The organism is Arthrobacter sp. 2RAF6 (genome assembly GCF_052115205.1).
Classification (GTDB): domain Bacteria; phylum Actinomycetota; class Actinomycetes; order Actinomycetales; family Micrococcaceae; genus Arthrobacter.
Genome location: NZ_JBFRGF010000004.1, coordinates 277,574 through 299,554, shown reverse-complemented (window position 1 = coordinate 299,554; position 21,981 = coordinate 277,574). Strand labels below are relative to the sequence as shown.

Genomic DNA, 21,981 nt, shown 5'->3' with positions numbered 1-21,981 from the left:
GAGACAATGCAGGGCCGCGAGTGCGAAAGCGTTGAAATAACCCCTGCTCTTACTCTCGGCAGCCTGCTGTGCTCACGTTAGGACCGGGGTCGGACACTTTAGGGGAGATTCTCGAAAACGCCAGTCAACTCCCTGCATTCGCCCACCGGGATGAGGTTTCTCGAAAGGAAATGCTCAAGCCGTCCTTGGTCTCGAGCCCCTATGGAGCGGAGAGGATTTCGATGAGAGCCAGATCCCAGCGATCGGTCGTGGGGGCTGTGTCGTTGATGGTGACCACAGTGCCGCTGGTGGGTGTTTGTCCGGTTTGGCGCTGCAGCCAGTAGGTATCGCCGGCCGGGGGGAAATATTGGTCAACCAGGGTCTGAGCCGGTCCGACGGTTCGGGCCAACGGAGCGTTCCAGTCGGTTCCAACGCCCCAAACCCATGATCCAGCGCGGGTGGTGGTGAGGCTGGCGCTCGGCGCTCCGGTGGCGGCGCTGCCTCCGGCTGTGGCGCCTTGGGCTGTGTCGGCATTGTTGAACGCCACCACGGTCATGGCTGACTGCCATGAGCCCGAGTTCTGAGTTGCCGTAATGGTGGCATTGGTGAGCGGGCCAGGTGCCACTGCCTGCCATATTTCGGCTGTGCCGGCCTGCGCATTGGTGCGCTGGCGGAGCGTCCAGGACAGGCCAGCGCCGCTGACCGATCGAATGGATGCGCTCCCCCCGCTGCTGGGGCCGTCAGAGCTGATGAAGGTAAGTATTAGCTGGTTGCTTCCGGTGGTTGTGAGACCGGCGACGCTGACTGTTGCAGAGTTGGTGCCCTGATGAGCGGTCACGAGCTTGTCGATGGTGATAGTCCGCGCGCCGGACGCTGTAGCCGTGGCGGTGTTCGAGGGAGGACTGACATTGCCGGCCGCATCCTGCGCCGTGACGCTATAGCTGTAGGTGGTGCCTGCGATGACTGTTCCGTCGACGAACGAGGTGCTTGTGGCGGTGCCAATGGGTGCCCCGTTGCGGGAAATGTTATAGCGGGTGACGCCGACGTTGTCCGTGCTGGCGTTCCAGGCCAAGGAGATTTGGCCGGAGCCGGCAACGGCTGTGAGGTTTGTGGGGGCGGTCGGAGCGGTCGTGTCGGCTGACACCACGGTTTGGGATTCATTCGAGGATGGGCTCAGGTTCGATGCGGCGTCTTCCGCCTTCACCCGGTAATAGTAGGTGCCAACCGCTACGCCCGCGTCATGGTAAGCGGTGGTTGATCCGCTTACCTGCGTGATTTGGTTGGCAGGCCCAGGCGTGAATCCCGGCGTGGCCGAGCGGTAGATGTCATATTTGGCGACGCCGACGTTGTCCGTCGATGCGGTCCAGCTCAAGTCCACCTGGCCGACGCCGCCGACAGCCGAAAGGTTGGAGGGGCCGGTGGGGGCGGTTGTGTCCTCGAACGGAGCGGGGAAGCGGACCATGGATGCCACCGAGGGGACACCGTTGCCGTCGATGATGGAAAGCATGTAATAGCCCGGCGGGGCGTAGTTGCCATTTGACGGCATTTGAACGTTCAGTCCGCCTGAAGCTTGGGAGAAGGGTAGCGACAATGCGCGGGTGTTTTGATCGAAGGAGTGGGTCACCGATCCAGTGCGGATAAGGGAAACAGACCTTATGTCTGTTGCGTTCGGGGTCTGGACAAAGGTATTGGCGTTGTATTGGAGGGTGGCTGGAACTGAACTCATCGTCGGTCGGGCACCTTTGAACAGGTACGAGGGTGAGTAGATCTGATAGCTCTTTTGGTCCGTCACGCCAGTGTCACCGCCGCCGCCCGAGACGAAGACCCGGCCGTCAGGCAGAAGCAGTGCCGTGGAGTGGTAGAGACGTGGTGCTGTCAATGCTGCCACCGTTGTCCACGTGCCCGTGGCAGGATTCCAGATTTCGGCTGGCTTGACGGCGTTGTTGTCGTCGTGGCCGGACCTGTCCGTGCCGCCTCCGGTTGCCAGGACCGTACCATCGGGCAGGTTGGTCAGGTTTACGAAGCTGCGGGGATACTGCATTGACGCGGTCGGCTGCCACGTCGGGTTCGGAAGGTTCATGTCAAGGGTGAACGCAGTGTTTGATGACAAGCCTGAGAATCCACCATCCGAGGAAGACCCGGCCTTCATGAATTTGCCGGGTGCGTAGTTGGTGATGGACGCGCCATCAATCACGCGGCCGTCAATGGTGCTCCACTGTTGTGTGGCCACGTTGAGGGCGAGCGTGGACGTCGCCTGCTCAGAAGCGCCGGCCTGAAGCACCCGCCCGTCGGGGAGCTGGTACATGAATGGGTAATACGGGATGTTTTTGGTGGCCGTGGCCAGGTCGCTCCACGCATTCTGCTGGGAGTCATAGATCTCGGGAACCTGGATGAGGTCTGTGGAACTGGTGTTCGCCCCGGAGGTCACCAATACCCGGCCATCGCCCAGGGTTGTGCCGGTGGGGTACCACCGGGGGTAGTGCATGGGCGCGAGCACCTGCCAGGCCTCGGTGCCCGGGTTGAAAGCGTCGACATTACGAATACCGAGTCCGCCGCTGGTCGCTGTTCCGCCGACAACCAGGATCCGGCCGTCGGGAAGTACCGCCTGCCCGGAGCAGAACAGATCTACGGCAGCGTTCGGCACCTGGATGTAGCTGCCGGTGACAGGGTCCAGGAGATACTGCTGGCCTCCCTGCGTGAAGTCACCTTGGTACGTCAGGACCTTGCCGGTATTGGTCAGGGCTGCATGGATGGAAACCTCGGGCCAGGCCTGGACTGGTCCCCATGAACCGACGACGGCGGGGTCGCCGCCGGAGTTGCTTACCGTTACAGTCACAGGATTCGCGGCTGCGGTGTTGCCGGCAGCGTCCCGGGCAACGGCTGAGAGCGTGTGGCTGCCGTTGCCGACGGCGGTGGTGTCCCACTGAACCGAGTAGGGCGACGCCGTGGCCTCTGCCGATAGATTGGCGCCGTCGAGCGTGAACTGGACCCCGACAACACCTTGATTGTCGCTGGCGCTCGCGGTGACGGCTATCGTGCCGGTGACGGTGGAACCATTGGCCGGGCTCGTGAGACTGACGGTGGGAGGCGTGGTGTCCGACGTTCCCGCGGGCAGGATCTCGATTAGCGACAGATTCCACATGTCGGTGGCAGGAGCAGTGTCGTTGATCGTTATGGACTGTGGCGCTGTAGATGTGCCGGGGGAGGACTGGCGTTGTGTCCAGAATGTATCACCGCTGCTGGCAAGAAACTCATCGACCTTGGTCTGGCCGGTCCCGACGGTGCGGGTCGCGGCCGCGCTCCAGTCATTGCCGACACCCCAGACCCAGGAGCCGGTGCGGGTTGTCGTGAGCGTGGCGGCGGGAGCCCCGCTGGCTCCGTTGGCCCCCGCGACCGCTCCGTCGGTGGTGGTGTCCGCACCAGTGAAAGTGGCGACTGTTATCGAAGCCTGGTACGAACCGGTGTGCGTGGCCGTCACCGCCACATTGGTCAGAATGCCGCTCGCCACGGCCTGCCAGACTTCAGCAGTGCCGTATTGAACGTTGGTCCGCTTACGCAGGCGCCAGGTGAGCCCGCCTCCGGTGACCGAGGTGAACTGTTGGGACCCGGTGGCTGCGGGGCCATCCGCGGTGACGAAAGCAACCAGTAGTTCCCCTGATTGGCTGGTGGTGAAGGTTGGTGAAACGACGGTCGTAGTAGGGGACGACTGGTGCGTGCTGACTACTTTGTCGGTCGCCAAACCGCCAGCGGCGCTGGCTGGCAGAGAGAACAGGGGCACGAAACCGAGGGCGGCAACTGTAGCGATCGAGACTAAGCGCGCAAACACGTTCCGCCGCATGATTTCCCCTGGTTTTCTCGCAGTGAACATTCGGCACAGAACCCTGACCGCAGCGTAACTTCGGTGTGCGGCCCGGAAAGCTCTGATCGGAATCACCCCACAGGAGACCGAGCGTAGCCGGTCCGAAGCCGCGACATCACGAGTGGTGACCACCTGTTAGGGCTTCTGACGCACTCCTAAGCACTTCCCGTCGGCCAGTAGCAAGAGGCGCTGACTTCGCGCAGGACTGGCCCGGCCAGCAGGACCAGCCCGACCGGCCTGCAGTGATGATCGTTGTCCCAGAGTCGGAAGTAGGGGCAAGGGTGGCCGCGCCGGGTAGAGCAGGCTGTTCCTGGTACTCAGAACGGCGGCCGGTTTGCCATCTGTGCCAGTCGATAGCCCTAAAGGGAGCGGCTCTGACCTGCTTTTCCTAACCGGTAGCGGTGAATCGCCGGGACCCCAAGAAAGATGTACCCAAACGCTATGGCCGGGTATCCGGTCCACAGCGGTCCAAGCAACTCGCGGAGGGGGCTAATGAAGATCATGGCCACGCCCAGGAGTGCTATTGCGAGCGTCAGCAAGCCGCTCCAACCGTGAAGCATCACGTGTCGGGCTTGTTCTGCGGAGATCATTTCACGGCTCCTATTTCTTTGGACAGTGCAGTTGTTCGCCTTGTTGTCATTTGATCTCGAATTGCCGACGTGACTTCCTCGGGATGGGCGGCTGAGACGATCCATCGGCGATTGTTCGTTTCCAAAGCGACCGCAGGCCCTCCCACCAGCAAGCCTCGGGTGTTCTTGCCCATGACCCGGAAGCCATATCCGTCAGAGAGGGATGTATCCGGGGCCGCGGTTATGGCCAAACGTCTGAGATCGACACCTCGGTTGAATAGAACGGCGCGCAGCTCAGGACGATTTTCTCCCCATCTGTCGAGATGGAGACGGTCATCCGAACAATCAGCCAGGTCAAGGCGGCGATGCCGGCGGCGATGAGAAGCCCGGGCAATAGGATGCCAGAGACCAGCGCAGACACGGCTAGGACAAGACTGACACACCGACTATTCTCCAGATCAAGCCTTTGGAACTACCTGTGAGCCTGGCTTCTGATATCACCAGGTCTTCCCCAGTTCCGCGTCTTGCTAGACCTGCCTTTCTACGATCTTCTGGAGGGACTCCCAAGCCGCCGCTGGCGCGCTTGTGAGTAGATAATCCAGGCAACCGAGCCTGCAAACGGCAACGCAAGGATCGCGACGGCAATCGTTACTTTGACTGGAGCGGGAATCCATTTTGATGCGATAAGCGATGCAAGCGCGACGACTACCAACACGAAGTAGACGATGCCAAGAACAGGAGTAGCCAAGGTGTCGCTGACGACTGGGTTGATCGGATCAGCCGGGCTAAACACGACCGACCTGCTTTGTTTGCTTCTTATGGACAAACCACGTCGCGAGGTTTGCCCCCGATGCTGCGAGGGACACGATCCCCATGATGATCTGGTTGCTAAAGAACGCGATGATGGCAACGATCAAGAGCATGACGGCCGCAGAGATGGTCAGAAGTTTCATGACGCTGTCATCCGCATCCCAAGGCAGGCGACCGGCCGCTGAGTTGGTGCCAATTCATAATCCCCCCAAGGGTTAGGCTGACATAGCTTGGTTAGGAAAGATTGGTCAGCTGTTGAGCTGCTGACGGCCCCATCCTGAAAGAAAGATAAACCTGCGAAAGCCCGTCTCCGTGTGGATTAGGTCGAATCTCCGTGCGTTTTGGGCGAATCTCCGTGTGAAAATCGCAAAATTCAGTGGAGGAGAGGCGGCGTCTACGTGTTTGGGTCTACGTGCGTCTACGTGGTTGGACTAAAACGCGCGCGGTCGTGCTCCGCGACGGAACCACGCAGGGACTGAACGTCACGTCCCAGGTGCCGGACGACGTCGTACGCCTCAACCTGGGCGACGCAACGCGCCACTTAATCCTCGGAGCCCGGCAGTTCTTGCGTCCCGGACCTGGGTTCTTTCCTCGGGGAGTTGCCGTCCGGGCTGAGCTCGTCGGAGTAGGGCGCCGAACCTTGGGGAAATGTGTCGATGAGTTCGTTGGCGGCCATGGCCAGGAGGTCGCGCTGTAGGACGGGCAGGGAGAGGAGGCCTTGGAGATAGGCTTCCACCTCGTACTCGCCAACTTCGCCGCCGAGGCTGAAGTACTTGAGCCAGAGGTCGCCGGCGTTGATTTGTGCTGACTTCATGGCAGCGGCCAGCATGCGCTGCTGTTGTGGTTCGTGCGGATCGAAGCCCATGGGGCCGGCCTTAGCCTGCAACACCTGGATCTCGAAGGCCGAAGTTGCCGAATCCGTGTTCACCGCGTTCACCTCCCAAAATAAGGCCGAGCAGATCACCGGCCGGCTGGTCGTGCGCCGCATCCCGGAACTGAACTGGAAAGCCAGCAGGTCAACGCGGATCTGAACAGCGCCCTCGCCCACATGCCCTCAGCTGTTCCCCGCGAACTCGGCCTGGCCGGTTGCCGCGGTCATGGCCTACAACCTCACCCGCGCCGCCGGCCTCCTTGCCGCAGGGCCCTTCGGCAAGGCCAGAACCGGAACGATCCGCCGCAAACTCATCCACGTCCCGGCCAGGATCGCCTCCAGCGCCCGACGTATCCGTCTTCATCTCCCCGAAGCGTGGCCTTGGCAAACGGCCTGGGAAGAACTCTTCACCAGCGTCCACGCCCCACCGCAAGCGGCATGGAACCCCGCTCACCCGCCGGCCAACGGCCTGAACAGTAACACGGAGTGGAACGCGACCGCAGCGAGGCCGGCAACCCGCCATGCCCGAAACCAAAAACCGCAACCGCCCCCCGACAACTTGTCAGGACCAACCGCGGATCGGTGGATCAAGGCTAAGGCCTTCAGGATGCTCGGGCCGAAGGTGAAGGTCGCGAACAGCGGACCGACCTGAAGTGGATAGAACCAGAAACGTGCCATCCGAGCGGTGACCATGCTAGCTGCAGCGGGATGGCAGCCGTCTACGTGTTTCGGTCTTGAACACGTAGACGCTCCTTTTATGACACGTAGATGGAGCCTTTATTACACGTAGATTGGCCGTTTTTGCACGTATTTTTCGTTGTCTCACCACTTAGATGGCAAATCCAGACATAGCCTTTTTACGGCAAACTGGGCGGCCCTCGCGCTTTCCAATTGCCGGAATGAAGTGATTGCTACAGCAAGCTCGCACCTGAAGGGGTGCGAACCGGACATTTCCGCAATCTGGAGGAAACGTGAAAATTAGTTCAGTATCCTTAGTTTTTTCGGTCTCAGCCGTTGCAATACTTTTTCTGTCAACTATTTCTCCCAGCGTGGCGGCCGAGAGCGTGCCGCCGATAAGTCCGGCAATCCGCGCCATCGAAAATTCGGCACCGGGATTCATTCCGTCGGCCAACGTGCGAGGATCTGCAGATTTGAACACGTCGCAGGCCAGGGCCCGAGCCGGGAACGGATCGAACGAGTTTCCCACGAATTCTGGTGATCCCGTGGCAGTCCAGAGTTCAAGTGGGACCGTGATTAGGTTGGGGCTTCCCTTCAATGAAAAGGCCGTTGAGGGCAAGAAACAGTCGAACGGGACAGTCGTTTTTGATAACGAGAACGGAACGAGTTCCGTGCTCGTGCCTAAGGAAGGAAGGAGCGTTGCCGCAGTGACCGTCCTTTCCAACTCCTCCTCACCCAGTCGTTTCAACTACAATCTCACGGTTCCATCCGACGGCACCGCAACCTTGAATAACCGAGGTGCCGTCGAAATCTTCGATGGCAAGGGCGCTTTCTCGGGCGTAATTGCCCCCGCCTGGGCAAAGGACTCCAAAGGCACAGTCGTGGCGACTCATTACGAGCTAAATGGTCCCACTCTCACCCAAGTTGTAGACCACACGTCCCAGTCGTACACGTACCCCGTCGTGGCGGATCCATGGCTAGGAATCGACCTGATTGACAGGTTTAGCTGGGACGGGAACAACATCAAGGTTCACGTAACCCCCATCACTTCATCAGGTACCGGTGCAATTGGTAGCGCGTAAATTAAGGACGAAATGAGTAACCGAACAGCCCCCATCATCATAGGTGCGCTTGGCCTCGTAGCCTTTTCCGTCGTAACAGTGATCTGGACGGTGCGGACATTTGAGATTGACGCTGCCAATCTGACAGAGGCCACCCCAGCACTGCAGGAGGCCCTCTGGCTGGGGAGTATCCTGGTGGTTGCCGGATCTATTACTTGGCTCATTGTGCTCAGAAGACGGGCACCTAAGGAGTAGCAGCCACTCGATCATTTCATCGACAAGCGCGGGTTCGCGGCTTTCGATCGCGGCGGCAATGCAGGCGTCTGAGCGGAGAAGGCTCAGGCCTCACGTTTGGTGGTGCTGGCTCTAAGGTCCAGCGTGGGCTTGGGGGACTGGACGATGTTCTCGGTCGCCGCCCAGGAGGCGAGGAGTTTGAGGGCTTCTTCTGAGGGGCTGCCGGGAATGGCGGGGTAAACAGTCAGGGTGTGGCCTGGGTCGTCTTCGAGGTCCATGGCCTGGTAGGTCAGTTCAAGGAGCCCGACGACGGGGTGGTTGAAGAATTTGGTGCCTGAGTAGTGGCGGCGGACGTTGTGTGCCGCCCAGCGCGTGCGGAATTCGTCGCTGCGCATGGAGAGTTCGCCAACGAGTGCTGCGATGTCCTTGTCGTGGGGGTTGCGGCCGGCATCGCGGCGCAGAATCGCGACGTTGACGTTCGCTGCACGGTCCCAGTCGGGGTAGAAGTTGTGGGCCCGGGGGTCCAGGAAGATGAATCGCGAATGGTTCGCAGGGCGTGCCGGGCCACGATACATCTCGGAATACAGGGCGTAGCCGAGGGCGTTGGCGGCGACGATGTCCATGCGGTTGTTTCCGATAAAGGCTGGTGCGCCGGTGATGGCGTCGAGCAGGTACTCCATCGCGGGCCGCACTGCTGGCGCAGGTGTGTTGGTGGAGCGTTTCCTTCCCGAGGTACCGGCCGCACGTGCCAGGTCATAGAGGTGGTCGTGTTCTGCGCGGTCAAGCTCCAGGGCCCGGGCGATTGAGTCGAGGACGCTGTCCGAGACCCCTGTGAGGTTTCCCCGTTCGAGGCGGGTGTAGTAGTCGATGCTGACGCCGGCGAGGCGGGCGACTTCTTCCCTTCGGAGACCGGCCACGCGGCGTCGGCCGCCGATGGGCTCGATGCCTGCCTGCTCGGGTGTGATGCGTCCTCGGCGGGAGACCAGAAACTCTCGTACCTCGGCTCGGTTATCCATAAGGAAACGGTACGGTGTAACCAGGAACGGTTGGGAGGTTCTGTCATAACCCGTTTCGACAGGGCCCTCGCTAGGCCTGCGCATTGCGGGTTTCATGGAAATCGAAGTCAGGCATTCGATGAAATGGAGCACCAGCGTATGCGCGCAACAATCATGCACGCCCCCGGAGACGTCCGCGTCGAGGAGCGGCCCAAGCCGGCCATTCAGCAGCCAAGCGACGCAATCATCAAACTGGTCGCGGCCTGCGTATGCGGCTCGGACCTGTGGCCCTACCGCGGAGCCGACAGCATCGAGGCACCCAGGCCGATGGGACACGAGTACGTGGGCATCGTCGAGGAGATCGGCGCCGACGTGCGGAACGTCCAGATCGGCCAGTTCGTGGTCGGGTCCTTCTTCGCCTCCGACAACACGTGCGAGATCTGCCGCTCCGGCTACCAGACCGGTTGCATCCACCGCGAGGGTGTCGGCGGCGCCCAGGCCGAGTATATGCGCGTGCCCCTCGCCGACGGCACCTTGGTTGCTACGCCGGAAATGCCCGACGCCGACAAGGTCCCCTCGCTGCTGGCCGCGTCCGACGTCCTGGGCACCGGGTGGTTCGGTGCCAAGGCCGCGGAAGCAGGACCGGGTAAGACGGTCGCCGTCGTCGGTGACGGCGCCGTGGGCCTTCTCGCGATCCTGGCGGCGAAGCAGATGGGCGCCGAGCGGATCATTGCCATGTCCCGCCACGCCTCCCGGCAGGCCCTCGCCCGGGAGTTCGGCGCGACAGATATCGTCGAGGAGCGCGGCGACAAAGGCGTGGCCAAGATCAAGGAACTCACCAACGGCCTCGGTGCGCACTCTGTCATCGAAGCCGTAGGGACCCAGGAATCGATGATGCAGGCCATCCGTGCCACCCGCGCCGGGGGTCACGTAGGCTACGTCGGCGTCTCCCACGACGTCGAGCTTCCCGGCCTGGAGCTGTTCTTCTCGCACGTCCACCTGCACGGCGGCCCGGCCCCCGTCCGGGACTACCTGCCGGAACTGATCGACCTCATCCTCCGCGGCGAGATCGACCCCGGCAAGGTCTTCGACCTCGAACTGCCCCTCGAGGAGGCCGCCGAAGGCTACAAGGCCATGGACGAACGCCGAGCCATCAAAGTGCTGCTCCGCCCGTGAGCACGTCACCGACCACCACACGGGCTGCCACGGCAGGGACTGTCCCGGCAGCACTCGTCTCCACGGTCATCTTCCTGACTGCCGTGGCGCCCCTCGCCACCGACATGTACGTCCCGGCGTTCCCACGCGTGTCAGAAGAATTCGGCACCTCGGCGTCATCGGTGCAGCTGACCCTGACGACGTTCTTTGCCGGGATGGGACTCGGGCAACTGGTCGGGGGTCCGTTCAGCGACCAACGCGGCCGACGCATGCCGCTTGTGGCAGGCACGATACTCATGACCATCGCGACGGTTGGCTGCGCCCTGGCCCCGAGCATCGGATTCATGATGGTTGCCCGGTTCCTGCAGGGCTTTGGCGGGGGATGGGCCATGGTGATTGGCCGCGCCGTCATCGTGGACCTCGCCCACGGCCCGCAGCTCGTCCGAGTGCTCAACATCGTGATGGGTATCGGCGGCGTAGCCCCCATCATCAGCCCCTTGCTGGGCGCGGTGATCCTGCAATTGACCGGGTGGCGGATGACCTTCTGGACACTGGCGTCCCTTGGTATCCTGATGACCCTTTGTGCGCTGTTCGTCGTGCCGGAATCCCTTCCGCCCGGGAAACGTCACGCGGGCGGACTGCGTGAATTCGGGCACGCGGCGCGGACTGTCCTGGCGAACCGACGGTTCGTTGGATACGTCATGGTGGCGTCTTCGGCATTCATCGCGTTGTTCGCCTACGTCGCCACGTCCGCGTTCATCCTGCAGAACATGAACGGATTGTCGCCTGTGGCGTACTCCATCGTCTTTGCCGCGAACGCCGGAGGGATGACTATCGCCGCCCTCGTCTCGGCGAGATTGGCAGGCCGGGTGCCCACCCGACGAGTCATCCTCGCTGGGCAGACCATCGCGCTGGCCGCCGGCGTCGTCATGCTGGCCGGTGCCCTTTGGTGGGGCACTCCTTTGTTCGTGGCCATGGGCAGTTTCTTCGCGCTCATGGTGGCCCAAGGGCTGATCAATACCAATGGCGGTGCCCTTGCCTCCGCTGAAGTACCGGCGCACCCGGGCACGAGTTCTGCTGTCCTTGGCCTGGTGCAGTGGACCACGGCCGGCATCATCGCGCCGATCGCAGGGTTGGGCGGCACTGACACAGCCGTCCCGATGGCAGCCATCATGATCGTCGGGGCCCTGCTGTCCCTCTTCGGCCTCCTCATCGTGGCCCAGTCCGGCACGGACGCTCGGCGTTCATCAGCCCCGATATGATCCGAAGCAAGCCGAAATTGGTTGATATGACGTGGGTCACTTATGCTGGTACTGGTCAAGCAGCTGGCTTTCTCGATTTAGCACGAGGAGGTCAGTCATGGCACCTATTCAACCCGGTCACTCCCGTCTCCATGGTCAAGGGGCGGGCCATCCCGATGTCAGCGCTGCGCGGCGGGGCGCATCCTGGACGCGGGACACCCCCAGTGAGGCTTGGCGGGGCTACCTTCCCAGGCATAGCGTGGTTCAACAACTGTTTGCTCCCGGTCGGCGTCGGGGAGAACTTCTCTGATGGCGGGACACTTTGAAGTGTTCACTGACAACGGAGGCAGCTGCAGGGTGAGGCTGGTCGACGAGCTCGGGAAAGAGCTTGCCGTCTCCATCCCTTTCCGGGACACGGACGCTGCAGCCCGGGGGATTTACGCCTTCCGTGAGATCGCGGCAAGCGGACTGATTGAAGACCACACTTCCCGGTTCTGAGCTGCCCCGCTTTGTGACTGCCGGTGGCGGCAGCTACTTCTTCGCCGCACGCGGTTTCGCGGCTTTCGGTGGAAGAGTTGCAACGTAGGCGAACGCCTTCTCGATCCATTCCGCCGTTTGTTCTTCGTTGTCGCTCCAGGCTTCGGGGAGGCCGACGTAGCCACCCATCGCGCGACCCTCCGGGCCGAAGGGAAGCGTTTGGTGACCGGCCTCCAGTTCCGCGCGGTCGCCGTCGGAAAGCCTGACGCCGATCATCGGGCCGAACAGTCCGGCGAACATATTGCCGTTCACGAAGGCACCCAGGTTGCCGAACATCGGCTTGACGACGACATCGGGGTTCTCCGGCACCACCGCGCGGAAGCGGTCCTTGTCGGCGTCGGACGGTTTGGGTATCTGCATGTGCCTGCTCCGGGGTAGGGGATCGAAAGCCCAGGACTGCCTGAAGCATACGACGGCGGGATGCGGGCTGCCAGCGTCCGGGCACCGTTCTCCCTATGAAACGGGAACAGGTCAAACGAGGACAGTAGGATGGGCCAATGTCGAGTTCACCCGAAAACGAGCCTGCAGACCAGCTTCAAGGCATTTTGGAGCTTCAGTCTGTTCTGGTGGGCGCAGGGAATGCATCTGAATTCCTTACGGGGCTCTCTAGGCTCGCTGCGGCCTCGATTTCTGAGGCTTCCGGCGACGAGATCGAATGCGCAGTCACCGTCAAAGTCAGGCGCCGGCCCCTTACTGCTGCGGGCAGCAGCTCACGCGCCGTGGAGATTGACCGGTTCGAGCAGGCTATCGGTGATGGCCCCTGCATCGCGGCACTCCGGGAGATGTCTCCGGTGATCATCGACGATGGTTCGACAGATCTGCGCTGGCCGGCGCTCACCAAGAAATTCGCAGAGATCGGCATTCATAGCTCCTTGGGTATTCCCATGGAAATCAGCGAGGACGCCAGCGCCGCACTGAACTTCTTCGCATCCAAGCCCGGCGCGTTCACCCCGGATGTCTTCGACAAGGCCGTGGGCTTTGCCGCCGCCGCCCGCAACATACTCCACCTGTCCGTGCGCATCGACTCCGCCCATCACCGGGCAGAGGACCTGGAGTCAGCCATGCAAAGCAGGACTGCCATCGACGTTGCCTGCGGTGTGATCATGGCACAAAACCGATGCTCGCAGGCAGAAGCGATGGAAATCCTCACCAGGGTCTCCAGCCACCGCAACCGCAAACTACGGGACATAGCCACCGAACTGATCGAACAGGTTTCGGGGAGCGGGATCGAAACCCATTTCGAGGGGTAGGAACAGGCGCGGAGCGACGCGGCAGTTTGGACCCGGTAGGACGCCTACTTGTGGATAGGTTTGTTCAGGGCGAGGCTGATTGTCTGGCCGGGGGCGAGCTCCCCGGTGGGTAGGTCGGTGAAGGCGTACCAGACCGCTTCGGTGCCGGTAAGCGGGCGGTTGGCCCATCTCAGGTCCGTCACGTTGAAACGGAACGAGATCTGGCGCTCGGTGTCCCCGGGGGCGGTTGTGTACGTGAGCGGGATCCCGTCGGCGTCGGCGGTGAAGGTGCCCTGCGCTCCGTCGATCTTGAGTTCCCCGGGCATGAGCCTCACCCTGGTGCCCGCGGGGATGGGCTTGTCAGCGGTGAGGGACGGGTTGTATTGCAGCAGTTGGGCCGTGGTGGATCGGAATTTGTAGCCGAGGCTGTCGAAGGAGTCGCCATCCACGGTGGTGTAGAAGATGGTCTGGCCGAATGAATTGTTGATGGTTGTTCCCGTACCGGATCTGCCGTCGACGGGATTTTTCTGCAGTTGGATACGGTTCCCGGCGCGGACAAAATAGGTGTTGCCCTTCTCGTACGCGTATGGAACCTTGTTCGCTTCCGCCAACTGCTCCTCCGTGATTCCGAACCGGTAGGTTATGCCGCCAAGAGTGTCCTCGGGTTCGATGACGTAACTCGTGGGGATACCGTTATCGTCGACGGTGGCCGTCCCCTTCGCGCCCTTGATCGGGCCCGGAGCCGGGATCAGCCGAAGCTTCGTATTCGGTGCTAATGCGCTCCCGGGCTGAAGCCCATTGAATTCAGCGAGTTTCTCCTCGGAGATACGGAAGGCTGCGGCCACTCCGGCAGACGTGTCACTGGAGACGGTGGTGTAGTAATCCACGTTGCCAAACGAATCGGTCACCGTAGGCCCCGTCAGGGAAGACTTCCCGGCGTCGGACGGTGTCGCCATAGCGGTGACGATCGGAACGGCAGCCGTGTTGACCGGATCAGTTACTAAACTCGAGGTGACGAGTACGCCGGCCGCGACCGCAGCTGCCGCAAGCCCGGCAGCTGCGAAACGCTTCCAATGACGTTTGGCCGGCGCGCTTCCTTCGGGGCCAAGTGGTCGATGGCATCCCGGACAGCAGACCCTTCTTCGGGTGCTCCGGGGATGCGCTCCATCTGCAAGGCTCCGATGAGCCCGGAGGACCGGGACACGGATCTGTCATGGTTTCGGAGCACGTTCTTGGCTATTCCGAAAATGACGAGCACTGGGAGCTCAGCGTCCTGTCCGGACTTCTCCCAGGCAATCCTGAAAACCTCCGCGCACAGATCCTCAGCGGTGGCGGCGCCGTCCGTCCTGCGCCGAAAATAGCGGTAGATGCGGTCGTGGGACCCCGTGTGGGCGGCAACGAACCGTTTTTCCCTCTCCAGATCCACCCGTTCCCCCATAGTTTGCAAGCTCATGCCCAGTTAATGTCCGGCAGCCAACAAACTGTAACGAGAATCTTGAAAGAATCTGGGCCATTCAGAAGGTGCCCGGCGAGTCACGAAGTGGGGGCCAGCGATTGCCGGTCAGTTGACACAACCATTCGTGCAAGAATCGCGGCATGGATGAGGATGAGCGGCAGCTGAGGCAACAATTGATGCTCCACGAGGCCCTGGTGAATGCGATTGATCGGCGGGAAGAGGTCTTCCAGATGATTGAGGATTCAGAGGACGTGGACGAAGCAATCCGTCGGGTGGGTCAGCTGTTGGGCGTGGGAGAGCTGGGCAGCCGTGCAGTCCTCGACCTGCAGGCCAGAAGATTCACCCGCGACCAGCGCCAGGCCATCGCTTCCTATGCCGAAGAACTCAGATCAAGGTTGCCCGATGGGCGCTGAACTGCTCGCGTGCGGTTGATCGTCCTGGCCTCGCTCCCCGGCTTGAGCGACGCTGCCAAGTCCTATCACCGTTGGGCCACGGGCCAGGGCAGCCCTGACGCTTGGCCGACCCCTAGATCTGCCTCGCCGAGCTAGGCCTGCTGGGCTGCTGTGACCGTGTGGTACATCAGCCCGGAATTCTCGCTGGCACGGCCAAACCCGAGGCACTGCAATGCCTGTACCTGTACGTCTGTGGTCGTAAACACTATGAATGCCCCTCGACGGCGGACATCGGCAGGGCCGCCCTCCGTGCACGTTAGGGGCGATACTGTCCAGTTGCAGGCCGTCCTCAGATGACTGGAACCTTAGTTAGGGTCCGGGGACGAGTTACTCGGAGGAAGCTCGACGAACGCAGGCCCCTGCGCGCGCTGAGTGCGGGACGCTTGGGGATTCAGGTCGGTGCACCATTCGGGGTAGACGCGGAAACCGCGCTTGCCGGGATGAAGGTCGGAACTGACGTATCCGAGCGAGATCAGGTGTGCCTTGGTGAATTGGAAGACGCCGAACCGTTCCTGTTCCTCTACGAAGACGAGCAGTCCAGACATCGACTCGTCAGCTGTGAAGGGCCGGGTCGATCCGCCTTCGCCGCGCTTCCAGACCGCGACGAAGGCGCCCGGTTTCGTCGGTGTGATCCTGGCGGTGCGGATTCGCCACTGCTCCTTCCCGATGCGGGCGATCCCAGATTCGTAGTCGCTGTTCTGTTCTTCAACCTCTATGACCGGCTGTGCATCGGCAAGAGCAGGCGCAAGATTGAAGAAACGCTTGAACGCGTGGAAATTCGCTCTCAAACTGTTTTCGCTCAATTCCGCGAGGCCGGTCTCGCAACCAAGGTGGCTACCGCACCGTTGTGAAGTGCTCAACGACCGGGAACGGGTCGTAGAAATGGTGCAGCAGTTCCTTCCACCGCTCATAGTCGGCGGACCCACGGAAGCCGTCGGTATGGGCTTCGACCGAGTCCCACTCAACGAGTAGAAGGTACAGGTTTGGGGACTCGATTGAGCGTGAAATCGAAAGACTCCGGAAGCCCTGCTGCTGGCTGATCAGAGGTCGCGCCATCCGGAATGCCTCTTCGAAATCGGACTCGCTGCCGGGACGGACGGGGAGGATCGCGTGCTCCAGAATCATTCCCTCAGCTTCTCACGGTCGTCCGGTTGAGGATCGGCTAACGGTCACTCGGTGACATTTAGCGCTGCGAAAAGTTCGCCACTTATCGCCGCGAATCTGGGGTTTGTCGCTTGTTCCGAAAGGGGAGCGCGTTCAATACGGCATTGCGGATCGTGATGCCCGATCGGGTCTTGGGTACGAGGAGGCGCGATGCGATGCCGGCGCCCCGTTGTAGCGGCCGCACGTGTTTGCGGTGCCTGTGTTCATAGCCGGCGAAAGCGGTGGTGTGGTCGTCCGGGTGGGCAGCAATCGAGTCGGCGAGGGTCTTGGCTCCAACGATCGCGCTGCTGGATCCTTCACCGAACAGCGAGATGCAACTCGCCGCGTCACCGAGCAGGACCACGCGGCCGGCAGCCCACTGCGGTACGTCCACGCGGGTGACGGCGTCGAAGTACCTTTCGTCGGACGCGCCCCATTCCTCGAGCGCGAGCGGGGTGAGCCATCCGCCGTCGGCGTAGGTGGACTCGACGAGGCGTCTGCCTTGGTCCGCGTCGCGGTAGTCGAAATCGTGCTGCCCCCGGAAGATGAATGCGAACCCGGGCTTCCCACCCGCCGGATGGATGGTCAAGGAGGTTCCCGGTTCGTTGTACAACAGCACGGTGCGCGGATCGTGGATCGGTGCAGGGGCGCGCACGGTGCCCACGAACATGCCGAATGGGCGGGAAAAGCGCTCTTCGGGGCCGAATGCCAAGCGCCGAACGGTGGAGTGGAGTCCGTCGGACCCGACGACCAGGTCGAAGCGACGGGAAGGGGTCCGCTGAAACTCGACGTCGATTCCGCCGCCGTCCTGGTGCAAGGCGGTGATCGAGTCGTCCCGGATGATGAGGCTTGTCTCCTGGGCCTTCTCGAGCAACAGGCCGACGAGGTCAGTGCGTGCGACCTCGACCTCCTCGTGGCGGTCGGCGCGTTGGCGGGTGCGGATGGTGGCCTGCGGCCGCCCGTCGGCATCGACGAAGACGAGGCGTTCGACACCGGTGGCAGCCTCCTCCAGGCGCGGCCAGATGCCCATTTGCCGGGCAATAGCGACTGCTCCTCCGCGTACGTCGATAGGGTTGCCACTGGATCGTGTGTCGGCCGCTCGTTCCACAATCGTGACCGACCAACCGGCCTTCGCCAGCCAGTACGCGGCGGTCGAGCCGGCAATGCCGGCGCCGGAGACCAGTACGCTTCGATCCACCATGCCCCCATTCAAGCACTCAACACCAGAGGTAAGTCCGCATCGCTGGGGATTTCAAAATTCGATACCTGTCCGGCTTGAAAATGGCGCTCCTACTTCTCTCCCTTGCTTAACGGAGCACTGCACCGTATATTCGGACTACTGCTCCGATTAGGGCAGTTCGGCTTCCTGTCCTGGGATGAGCGCACATGCGTCGCCCGATCGCCGCTTCGCGGTTGATTGCAGAAAGCTGGGTCCAGATCAGCGAAAGCGAGTACACACCTATGAGCAGCATCAGTTTCATCGGCCTCGGCGGCATGACCAACGCAATAGCCGCTCGCGCGGTCAAGGGCGGCAACACTGTTGAGCTCATCGGGCGTGACGCGGCCAAGGCCAAGAGCCTGGCAGCCACTCTCGGCGGCGGGACCACGGTCGGGACGTTCGGCGCTGTCCCTACGGGCGACATCGTCGTCCTCGCGGTGCCATACACCAGCGCCGTTCAGGTCGCTGCCCAGTACGGGACTGCACTAGCCGGCAAGGTCCTCATCGACATCTCAAATACGTTCAACGCCGACGCGACCGGAGTAGTCACTCCCGAGGGTACTTCGGGGGCGCAGGAGATCGCCAAGGTCGTCCCCGAGGACGCGCACGTCGTGAAGGCGTTCAACACCGTTTTTGGTCACGTCCTGGCTCAGGACGGCTCGTGGGACGTGCTCTTCGCCGGAGACGACGCGGAAGCCAAGGCCACTGTGTCGGCATTCGTCTCGTCCCTCGGACTCCGTCCGCTCGATGCCGGCGGCCTCGAGATGGCCCGCTGGCTGGAAGGGGTGGGACCGCTGCTGATGGGCCTGGCCCAGAACGGCGCGGGCTTCAACATCGCCCTCGGCATCAACACTCTCAACTGAGCGCAACCGCGCCCCTTTTTATCCACCGCATCACTCGCAAGGAGCATTAGCATGCGCGTTCTCGTCACTGGCGGGACCGGCCATTCCGGTTCGCACATCATCCCCGAACTCATCTCCGCCGGGCACGAGGTGACAGGCCTTGCCCGATCGGATGCTTCCGCGGCGGCGCTGTCGGCGCTCGGCGCGACCGTCCGCCGTGGCGACCTTCAGGACCTTGAGGGGCTCAAAGAGGCAGCGGCTGACTCCGACGGAGTCGTCCACGTCGCTCACCGGCAAGACTTGCTCCCGACGGGCGGGATGGACGCTGTGGCTGCGGCGGAAATCCCGGTCATGCTCGCCTACGGTGAGGCACTCGCGGGAACGGGAAAGCCGCTGGTCGTGGCGGGGAGCGTCGGCTCGCCCGGACAGCTAGGCCGTCCGGCCACCGAGGAGGACCCGGCTCTCTTCGTCGATGATGAGCACAGGGGCACCCTGCGGGTGCGCAATGTGGTCGAAACCACCGTTATCGGCTTGGCCGAGCAGGGGGTGCGGTCTTCGGTCGTGAGGATCGCCAATATCGCGCATGGCACGAGCGACCGTGCCGGCTTCCTGCCCATGTTGATCGCGCTGGCAAAGGAGCGGGGCTTCGCCGGCTACCCCGGAGACGGCTCGAACGTCTGGAACGCCGTGCACATCCGCGATATCGCTCCATTGTTCCGACTGGCGCTGGAAAAAGGTGAGGCCGGCCGATACTGGCACGCGGTCGAAGACGAAGGAATTCCCTTCCGCGAGATCGCTGAGGCCATCGGCAGCCGCCTGAGTTTGCCCGCCGTGAGCATTCCCCTGGACGAACTGATGCTGCCGGGGTACTTCGGATTCATCGCGAACATCGTCACGCAGAGTTACCCGTTGTCCAACGTCATCACCCGGGAGGACCTCGGCTGGGAACCCACACAACCCGGCCTGATCGCCGACTTGGACAACGGCCACTACCTCCCCGAGGGGCGCTCATGACAACTGCCGTACGCGGTCGAGTCGGGCCAGCCCGCCGGTGAGGACGCCATCCGCGCGGCGCTGGCCATGGCAACTCGATAGCCGCGGGGCCGGTCTCTTTCCGGTTGCGCCGTAGGCAGGTTAGTCTAAGTGGATCGGTGCACCGATTATGCAACGCACCGCCCGACTTGCTAGCCAGGGAGACATATGCGGGCCGACGCCAGAAAGAACTACGATCGCCTGCTCGTGGTGGCGCGCGAAGTCGTGACCGAGCACGGAGCTGATGCATCACTGCGTGACGTCGCCCGCAAAGCGGACGTCGGGCTCGGCACCCTCTACCGTCACTTTCCTACGCGAGAGGCGCTGATTGAGGCCTTGCTTCGTACAGACGTCGACGAACTGACGGCTCAGGCGGCCGACCTCGAGTTGTCAGGCACCCCGGAGGATGCGCTACTGACATGGTTCCGCGGCAGCGTTGCGATCACACACGAATACCGGGGTCTCTCGGGACTGCTGGTGGCCGCGCTCGAGGACGCCGAATCCGCACTCAATGTCTCGTGCGTTGCGTTGCACGATGCGGGCACCCGGCTTCTCTACCGCGCTCAGGACGCGGGCGTGGCGCGGGCCGACATTGACGGCACTGACTTGTTCGCGCTAGTCGCAGCGGCTGCGTGGGTCTACGATCAGCCCTCGCTAGCGCCACGCGCGGACCATCTCTTCAGCGTGATGTCGAGCGCAGTCCTGCCCAACGAAGCAAGCCATGTCGTCACTCAGGAACGCCCTGGGTCCCCACGCTGACCAGGGTCAGATGGATGGGGCCTTTGTCCTCGCTGAATCCGTTCAGTGAGGTCTCGCTGATCTCTTCGGGCCATGGATGCCCGGGCTGCGATGGGCGTGAGCTGGCGGCCCAGCTCACGCCCATCCCGGGTGGAGAGAACGGTGGACCGGCCGACCGCGCAGCCGCCCGTGCACGGGCAAGCCCGCGATGACCGCCTGCGGCTGTATCAAGGGACCTATATCAGCCGCGCACGGCGCACTGTCCGCGGGCTGCTCGGCCCCGAGGGGCCCGGGCCTCAGCCGGTGAATTCGTTGGCGCCGAGGGCGAAGTCCCAGTGGCCGACCCCGTTGCCGGCGAGGCCTACCGTGACCACACCCATTCCTTCCAGCCAGTGCGCCATTTTCAGGCCGCCGACGTCCAGCGGGCGCAGCCCGAGGCTCCCGATGAATACCGCCACATCCGCCTTGGCGTGCGCATTGTCGCCCGCGATGAAGACGTCGGGCCGGCCCTTCTCCAGGACATTACGGAAGATGGTGTTGAAGGCCTTCACCACGCTGGCGCTGGCCGGGGCCACCTTGGCGACTTCCTGCGCTATCGAGGTCTCCTCGCTGTGGGCCAGTCCGTCGAACGCGGCGTTGAAGGGGTTGCTGATGTCCACGATGACCTTGCCCGCGAGGGCGTCTCCGTACTCGGCGACGACCGGAACGACTCCGGCGTACAACAGGGCCGTGATGACAATGTCCCCGGCGGGGGTGGCGCCCCACTTGCCTGTCGTCGCACCGCCGCCCAGAGCCTTGGCCAGGCCATCGGCCTTGGACTGATCGCGTCCCATGACCTCGACGGTATTGCCGCCTGCCACCGCGAGCGTGCCGATGGTACGGGCCATGTTCCCCGTACCGATAAGGGTGATGCTGCTCATGAGGTGTGCTCTTTTCTTGTTCTCGAGGTGTCGCCCTGTCTCATTCGTGCGCGTTCGAGATCAGTTCGTTGTGGCGACGGCGTTCTTGTGGGGTGTGCCCGCGGCACTCCTGGCGCGTGGTTCAGATCACTGTGGTGCCGCCGTCGACAACCAGCTCCATGCCATTGACGTAGCTCGAGTCATCCGAGGCGAGGAACAACGCGACCGACGCGATCTCTTCAGGGTTGCCCATCTCTCGCCGCGGGATCACGGATTCGAACTGCGCCTTCATCTGCTCGTCCATCACTTCCAGCATCATCGGCGTGGCGACCTGGCCGGGGGTCAGCACGTTCACCCGGATCTTCCTGTCCCTCAGCTCGGAAACCCACACCCGTGCGTAGGCGGGCAGCACGGCCTTGCTCGCTGCGTACACACTCCAATCGGGGTAGCCCCGGAGCGACGCGTTTGACCCGGTCATGAAGATCGAGCCTCCGTCGTTGAACAGCGGCAGCGCCTTCTGGACCGTGAACAGCGTGCCGCGCGCGTTCAGCGAGAAGGCGGCATCGAACTGCTCCTCTGTGATCTCGCCGAGCCTGCCCTGCTCGCCCGTCCCAGCACTTGCCCACAGCACGTCGATCGTGCCCTTTTCCTGCTTGACCGTCTCGAACAAGCGGTCCAGATCATCGAGGTCGGCCGAATCGCCCTGCACGCCGGTCACGTTCCGGCCGATCAGCTCGATGGCTTCGTCCAGCGCGTCCTTCCGCCGGCCCGAAATGAAGACGTGAGCTCCTTCATCAACGAACAACTTCGCACCGGCCAGCGCCATCCCACTAGTCGCACCTGTGATCACCGCAACCTTGCCATCGAGCTTTCCCATGATTACTCCATTCATATGCCGTGCCGATGTTAAGTACACCGATCTGCGTACTTAACGTATCGGGCGGGTGTGCGGGGCGTCAAGCTATGCACACCGATCGGTACC

24 protein-coding genes and 1 pseudogene are annotated in these 21,981 nt (G+C 62.5%); 10 read left to right on the top strand and 15 right to left on the bottom strand.

All coding sequences use genetic code 11. From position 1 onward, the window contains the following. Positions 1-199: 199 nt before the first annotated feature. The 5 genes from AB4Z38_RS05060 to AB4Z38_RS05040 all read right to left on the bottom strand — a co-directional run bounded on the left by AB4Z38_RS05060 (position 200) and on the right by AB4Z38_RS05040 (position 6,145). Positions 200-3,817, bottom strand: a complete 3,618-nt coding sequence (locus tag AB4Z38_RS05060; protein WP_441428693.1) for a galactose oxidase-like domain-containing protein — start codon at positions 3,815-3,817, stop codon at positions 200-202. 380 nt (positions 3,818-4,197) lie between these two features. Continuing rightward, a complete protein-coding gene (locus tag AB4Z38_RS05055) occupies positions 4,198-4,428 on the bottom strand; it encodes a hypothetical protein (protein ID WP_441428692.1) in 231 nt (76 codons plus the stop codon). A 520-nt stretch (positions 4,429-4,948) separates the two neighbouring features. Further along, positions 4,949-5,200, bottom strand: a complete 252-nt coding sequence (locus tag AB4Z38_RS05050; RefSeq protein ID WP_441428691.1) for a hypothetical protein — start codon at positions 5,198-5,200, stop codon at positions 4,949-4,951. Then, a complete protein-coding gene (locus tag AB4Z38_RS05045; RefSeq protein WP_441428690.1) occupies positions 5,193-5,360 on the bottom strand; it encodes a hypothetical protein in 168 nt (55 codons plus the stop codon). The genes AB4Z38_RS05050 and AB4Z38_RS05045 overlap by 8 nt, the downstream gene beginning before the upstream one ends. Before the next feature lie 398 nt (positions 5,361-5,758). Beyond that, positions 5,759-6,145 carry a hypothetical protein gene (locus AB4Z38_RS05040; protein WP_441428689.1) on the bottom strand — a complete coding sequence of 129 codons (387 nt, stop codon included), beginning with the start codon at positions 6,143-6,145 and terminating at the stop codon, positions 5,759-5,761. Here AB4Z38_RS05040 and AB4Z38_RS05035 point away from each other — a divergent pair. Then, positions 6,108-6,518 (top strand): annotated as a pseudogene (locus AB4Z38_RS05035) (transposase); the annotation flags it as partial. The gene AB4Z38_RS05040 and the pseudogene AB4Z38_RS05035 overlap by 38 nt on opposite strands. Positions 6,519-6,917: 399 nt before the next feature. Here AB4Z38_RS05035 and AB4Z38_RS05030 read toward each other — a convergent pair. Continuing rightward, the gene (locus AB4Z38_RS05030; RefSeq protein WP_441428688.1) at positions 6,918-7,295 is read right to left on the bottom strand and encodes a hypothetical protein; all 378 of its coding nucleotides are present in this window, start codon (positions 7,293-7,295) and stop codon (positions 6,918-6,920) included. Between the two features lie 16 nt (positions 7,296-7,311). On the opposite strand from AB4Z38_RS05030, the gene AB4Z38_RS05025 reads away from it, so the two are divergent. Next, entirely contained in the window at positions 7,312-7,848 is a 537-nt protein-coding gene (locus tag AB4Z38_RS05025; RefSeq protein ID WP_441428687.1) for a hypothetical protein, read from the top strand. Positions 7,849-8,165: 317 nt separating this feature from the next. Here AB4Z38_RS05025 and AB4Z38_RS05020 read toward each other — a convergent pair whose 3' ends face one another. Further along, positions 8,166-9,077, bottom strand: a complete 912-nt coding sequence (locus AB4Z38_RS05020) for a helix-turn-helix transcriptional regulator (protein ID WP_441428686.1) — start codon at positions 9,075-9,077, stop codon at positions 8,166-8,168. A 138-nt stretch (positions 9,078-9,215) separates the two neighbouring features. On the opposite strand from AB4Z38_RS05020, the gene AB4Z38_RS05015 reads away from it, so the two are divergent. The 3 genes from AB4Z38_RS05015 to AB4Z38_RS05005 all read left to right on the top strand — a co-directional run bounded on the left by AB4Z38_RS05015 (position 9,216) and on the right by AB4Z38_RS05005 (position 11,950). Then, positions 9,216-10,232, top strand: a complete 1,017-nt coding sequence (locus AB4Z38_RS05015; RefSeq protein WP_441428685.1) for a zinc-dependent alcohol dehydrogenase family protein — start codon at positions 9,216-9,218, stop codon at positions 10,230-10,232. After that, on the top strand, positions 10,229-11,473 hold the full coding sequence (locus tag AB4Z38_RS05010; RefSeq protein ID WP_441428684.1) for a multidrug effflux MFS transporter: 1,245 nt from the start codon (positions 10,229-10,231) through the stop codon (positions 11,471-11,473). Before AB4Z38_RS05015 ends, AB4Z38_RS05010 begins: the two co-directional genes overlap by 4 nt. A gap of 288 nt (positions 11,474-11,761) precedes the next feature. Beyond that, positions 11,762-11,950 (top strand): YegP family protein, encoded by a 189-nt coding sequence (locus AB4Z38_RS05005; RefSeq protein WP_441428683.1) that lies wholly within the window; start codon positions 11,762-11,764, stop codon positions 11,948-11,950. A 33-nt stretch (positions 11,951-11,983) separates the two neighbouring features. Here AB4Z38_RS05005 and AB4Z38_RS05000 read toward each other — a convergent pair whose 3' ends face one another. Further along, the gene (locus AB4Z38_RS05000) at positions 11,984-12,349 is read right to left on the bottom strand and encodes a TfoX/Sxy family protein (RefSeq protein ID WP_441428682.1); all 366 of its coding nucleotides are present in this window, start codon (positions 12,347-12,349) and stop codon (positions 11,984-11,986) included. Positions 12,350-12,486: 137 nt separating this feature from the next. Here AB4Z38_RS05000 and AB4Z38_RS04995 point away from each other — a divergent pair, with 137 nt between their 5' ends. Then, on the top strand, positions 12,487-13,239 hold the full coding sequence (locus AB4Z38_RS04995; protein ID WP_441428681.1) for a GAF and ANTAR domain-containing protein: 753 nt from the start codon (positions 12,487-12,489) through the stop codon (positions 13,237-13,239). Positions 13,240-13,283: 44 nt separating this feature from the next. On the opposite strand, the gene AB4Z38_RS04990 is transcribed toward AB4Z38_RS04995, so the two are convergent. Together AB4Z38_RS04990 and AB4Z38_RS04985 are read right to left on the bottom strand one after the other, a co-directional pair. Then, complete coding sequence (locus AB4Z38_RS04990; protein ID WP_441428680.1) at positions 13,284-14,126, bottom strand: LysM peptidoglycan-binding domain-containing protein; 843 nt, start codon at positions 14,124-14,126, stop codon at positions 13,284-13,286. A gap of 92 nt (positions 14,127-14,218) precedes the next feature. Then, entirely contained in the window at positions 14,219-14,671 is a 453-nt protein-coding gene (locus AB4Z38_RS04985; RefSeq protein WP_441428679.1) for an RNA polymerase sigma factor, read from the bottom strand. Between the two features lie 143 nt (positions 14,672-14,814). Here AB4Z38_RS04985 and AB4Z38_RS04980 point away from each other — a divergent pair, with 143 nt between their 5' ends. Continuing rightward, complete coding sequence (locus AB4Z38_RS04980; protein WP_441428678.1) at positions 14,815-15,087, top strand: DNA gyrase subunit A; 273 nt, start codon at positions 14,815-14,817, stop codon at positions 15,085-15,087. Positions 15,088-15,431: 344 nt separating this feature from the next. On the opposite strand, the gene AB4Z38_RS04975 is transcribed toward AB4Z38_RS04980, so the two are convergent. The 3 genes from AB4Z38_RS04975 to AB4Z38_RS04965 form a co-directional block, all read right to left on the bottom strand. Continuing rightward, positions 15,432-15,914, bottom strand: a complete 483-nt coding sequence (locus AB4Z38_RS04975) for a MepB family protein (RefSeq protein WP_441428677.1) — start codon at positions 15,912-15,914, stop codon at positions 15,432-15,434. A 46-nt stretch (positions 15,915-15,960) separates the two neighbouring features. Further along, the gene (locus AB4Z38_RS04970; protein ID WP_441428676.1) at positions 15,961-16,251 is read right to left on the bottom strand and encodes an antibiotic biosynthesis monooxygenase family protein; all 291 of its coding nucleotides are present in this window, start codon (positions 16,249-16,251) and stop codon (positions 15,961-15,963) included. Between the two features lie 82 nt (positions 16,252-16,333). Next, a complete protein-coding gene (locus AB4Z38_RS04965; RefSeq protein WP_441428675.1) occupies positions 16,334-17,470 on the bottom strand; it encodes an FAD-dependent oxidoreductase in 1,137 nt (378 codons plus the stop codon). Between the two features lie 185 nt (positions 17,471-17,655). Between AB4Z38_RS04965 and AB4Z38_RS04960 the strand changes: the two genes are divergently transcribed. The 3 genes from AB4Z38_RS04960 (at position 17,656) to AB4Z38_RS04950 (ending at position 20,121) form a co-directional block, all read left to right on the top strand. Further along, positions 17,656-18,351: an NADPH-dependent F420 reductase gene (locus tag AB4Z38_RS04960; protein WP_441428674.1), complete on the top strand. Its 696-nt coding sequence runs from the start codon at positions 17,656-17,658 to the stop codon at positions 18,349-18,351. Positions 18,352-18,402: 51 nt separating this feature from the next. After that, entirely contained in the window at positions 18,403-19,344 is a 942-nt protein-coding gene (locus AB4Z38_RS04955; RefSeq protein WP_441428673.1) for an SDR family oxidoreductase, read from the top strand. A 225-nt stretch (positions 19,345-19,569) separates the two neighbouring features. Continuing rightward, the gene (locus AB4Z38_RS04950; protein WP_441428672.1) at positions 19,570-20,121 is read left to right on the top strand and encodes a TetR/AcrR family transcriptional regulator; all 552 of its coding nucleotides are present in this window, start codon (positions 19,570-19,572) and stop codon (positions 20,119-20,121) included. A gap of 275 nt (positions 20,122-20,396) precedes the next feature. Here AB4Z38_RS04950 and AB4Z38_RS04945 read toward each other — a convergent pair whose 3' ends face one another. Both AB4Z38_RS04945 and AB4Z38_RS04940 read right to left on the bottom strand, forming a co-directional pair. Beyond that, entirely contained in the window at positions 20,397-21,020 is a 624-nt protein-coding gene (locus tag AB4Z38_RS04945) for an NADPH-dependent F420 reductase (RefSeq protein ID WP_441428671.1), read from the bottom strand. A gap of 121 nt (positions 21,021-21,141) precedes the next feature. Continuing rightward, complete coding sequence (locus AB4Z38_RS04940; RefSeq protein WP_441428670.1) at positions 21,142-21,876, bottom strand: SDR family NAD(P)-dependent oxidoreductase; 735 nt, start codon at positions 21,874-21,876, stop codon at positions 21,142-21,144. Between the last annotated feature and the right edge of the window lie 105 nt (positions 21,877-21,981).

What these genes read in the sequence shown, in the direction of transcription:
- AB4Z38_RS05060 (WP_441428693.1), bottom strand. Translation starts at nt 3,817, where the DNA reads ATGCGGCGGAACGTGTTTGCGCGCTTAGTCTCGATCGCTACAGTTGCC.
- AB4Z38_RS05055 (WP_441428692.1), bottom strand. Translation starts at nt 4,428, where the DNA reads ATGATCTCCGCAGAACAAGCCCGACACGTGATGCTTCACGGTTGGAGC.
- AB4Z38_RS05045 (WP_441428690.1), bottom strand. Translation starts at nt 5,360, where the DNA reads ATGAAACTTCTGACCATCTCTGCGGCCGTCATGCTCTTGATCGTTGCC.
- AB4Z38_RS05020 (WP_441428686.1), bottom strand. Translation starts at nt 9,077, where the DNA reads ATGGATAACCGAGCCGAGGTACGAGAGTTTCTGGTCTCCCGCCGAGGA.
- AB4Z38_RS05015 (WP_441428685.1), top strand. Translation starts at nt 9,216, where the DNA reads ATGCGCGCAACAATCATGCACGCCCCCGGAGACGTCCGCGTCGAGGAG.
- AB4Z38_RS05005 (WP_441428683.1), top strand. Translation starts at nt 11,762, where the DNA reads ATGGCGGGACACTTTGAAGTGTTCACTGACAACGGAGGCAGCTGCAGG.
- AB4Z38_RS05000 (WP_441428682.1), bottom strand. Translation starts at nt 12,349, where the DNA reads ATGCAGATACCCAAACCGTCCGACGCCGACAAGGACCGCTTCCGCGCG.
- AB4Z38_RS04995 (WP_441428681.1), top strand. Translation starts at nt 12,487, where the DNA reads ATGTCGAGTTCACCCGAAAACGAGCCTGCAGACCAGCTTCAAGGCATT.
- AB4Z38_RS04985 (WP_441428679.1), bottom strand. Translation starts at nt 14,671, where the DNA reads ATGAGCTTGCAAACTATGGGGGAACGGGTGGATCTGGAGAGGGAAAAA.
- AB4Z38_RS04980 (WP_441428678.1), top strand. Translation starts at nt 14,815, where the DNA reads ATGGATGAGGATGAGCGGCAGCTGAGGCAACAATTGATGCTCCACGAG.
- AB4Z38_RS04970 (WP_441428676.1), bottom strand. Translation starts at nt 16,251, where the DNA reads ATGATTCTGGAGCACGCGATCCTCCCCGTCCGTCCCGGCAGCGAGTCC.
- AB4Z38_RS04965 (WP_441428675.1), bottom strand. Translation starts at nt 17,470, where the DNA reads ATGGTGGATCGAAGCGTACTGGTCTCCGGCGCCGGCATTGCCGGCTCG.
- AB4Z38_RS04960 (WP_441428674.1), top strand. Translation starts at nt 17,656, where the DNA reads ATGCGTCGCCCGATCGCCGCTTCGCGGTTGATTGCAGAAAGCTGGGTC.
- AB4Z38_RS04955 (WP_441428673.1), top strand. Translation starts at nt 18,403, where the DNA reads ATGCGCGTTCTCGTCACTGGCGGGACCGGCCATTCCGGTTCGCACATC.
- AB4Z38_RS04945 (WP_441428671.1), bottom strand. Translation starts at nt 21,020, where the DNA reads ATGAGCAGCATCACCCTTATCGGTACGGGGAACATGGCCCGTACCATC.
- AB4Z38_RS04940 (WP_441428670.1), bottom strand. Translation starts at nt 21,876, where the DNA reads ATGGGAAAGCTCGATGGCAAGGTTGCGGTGATCACAGGTGCGACTAGT.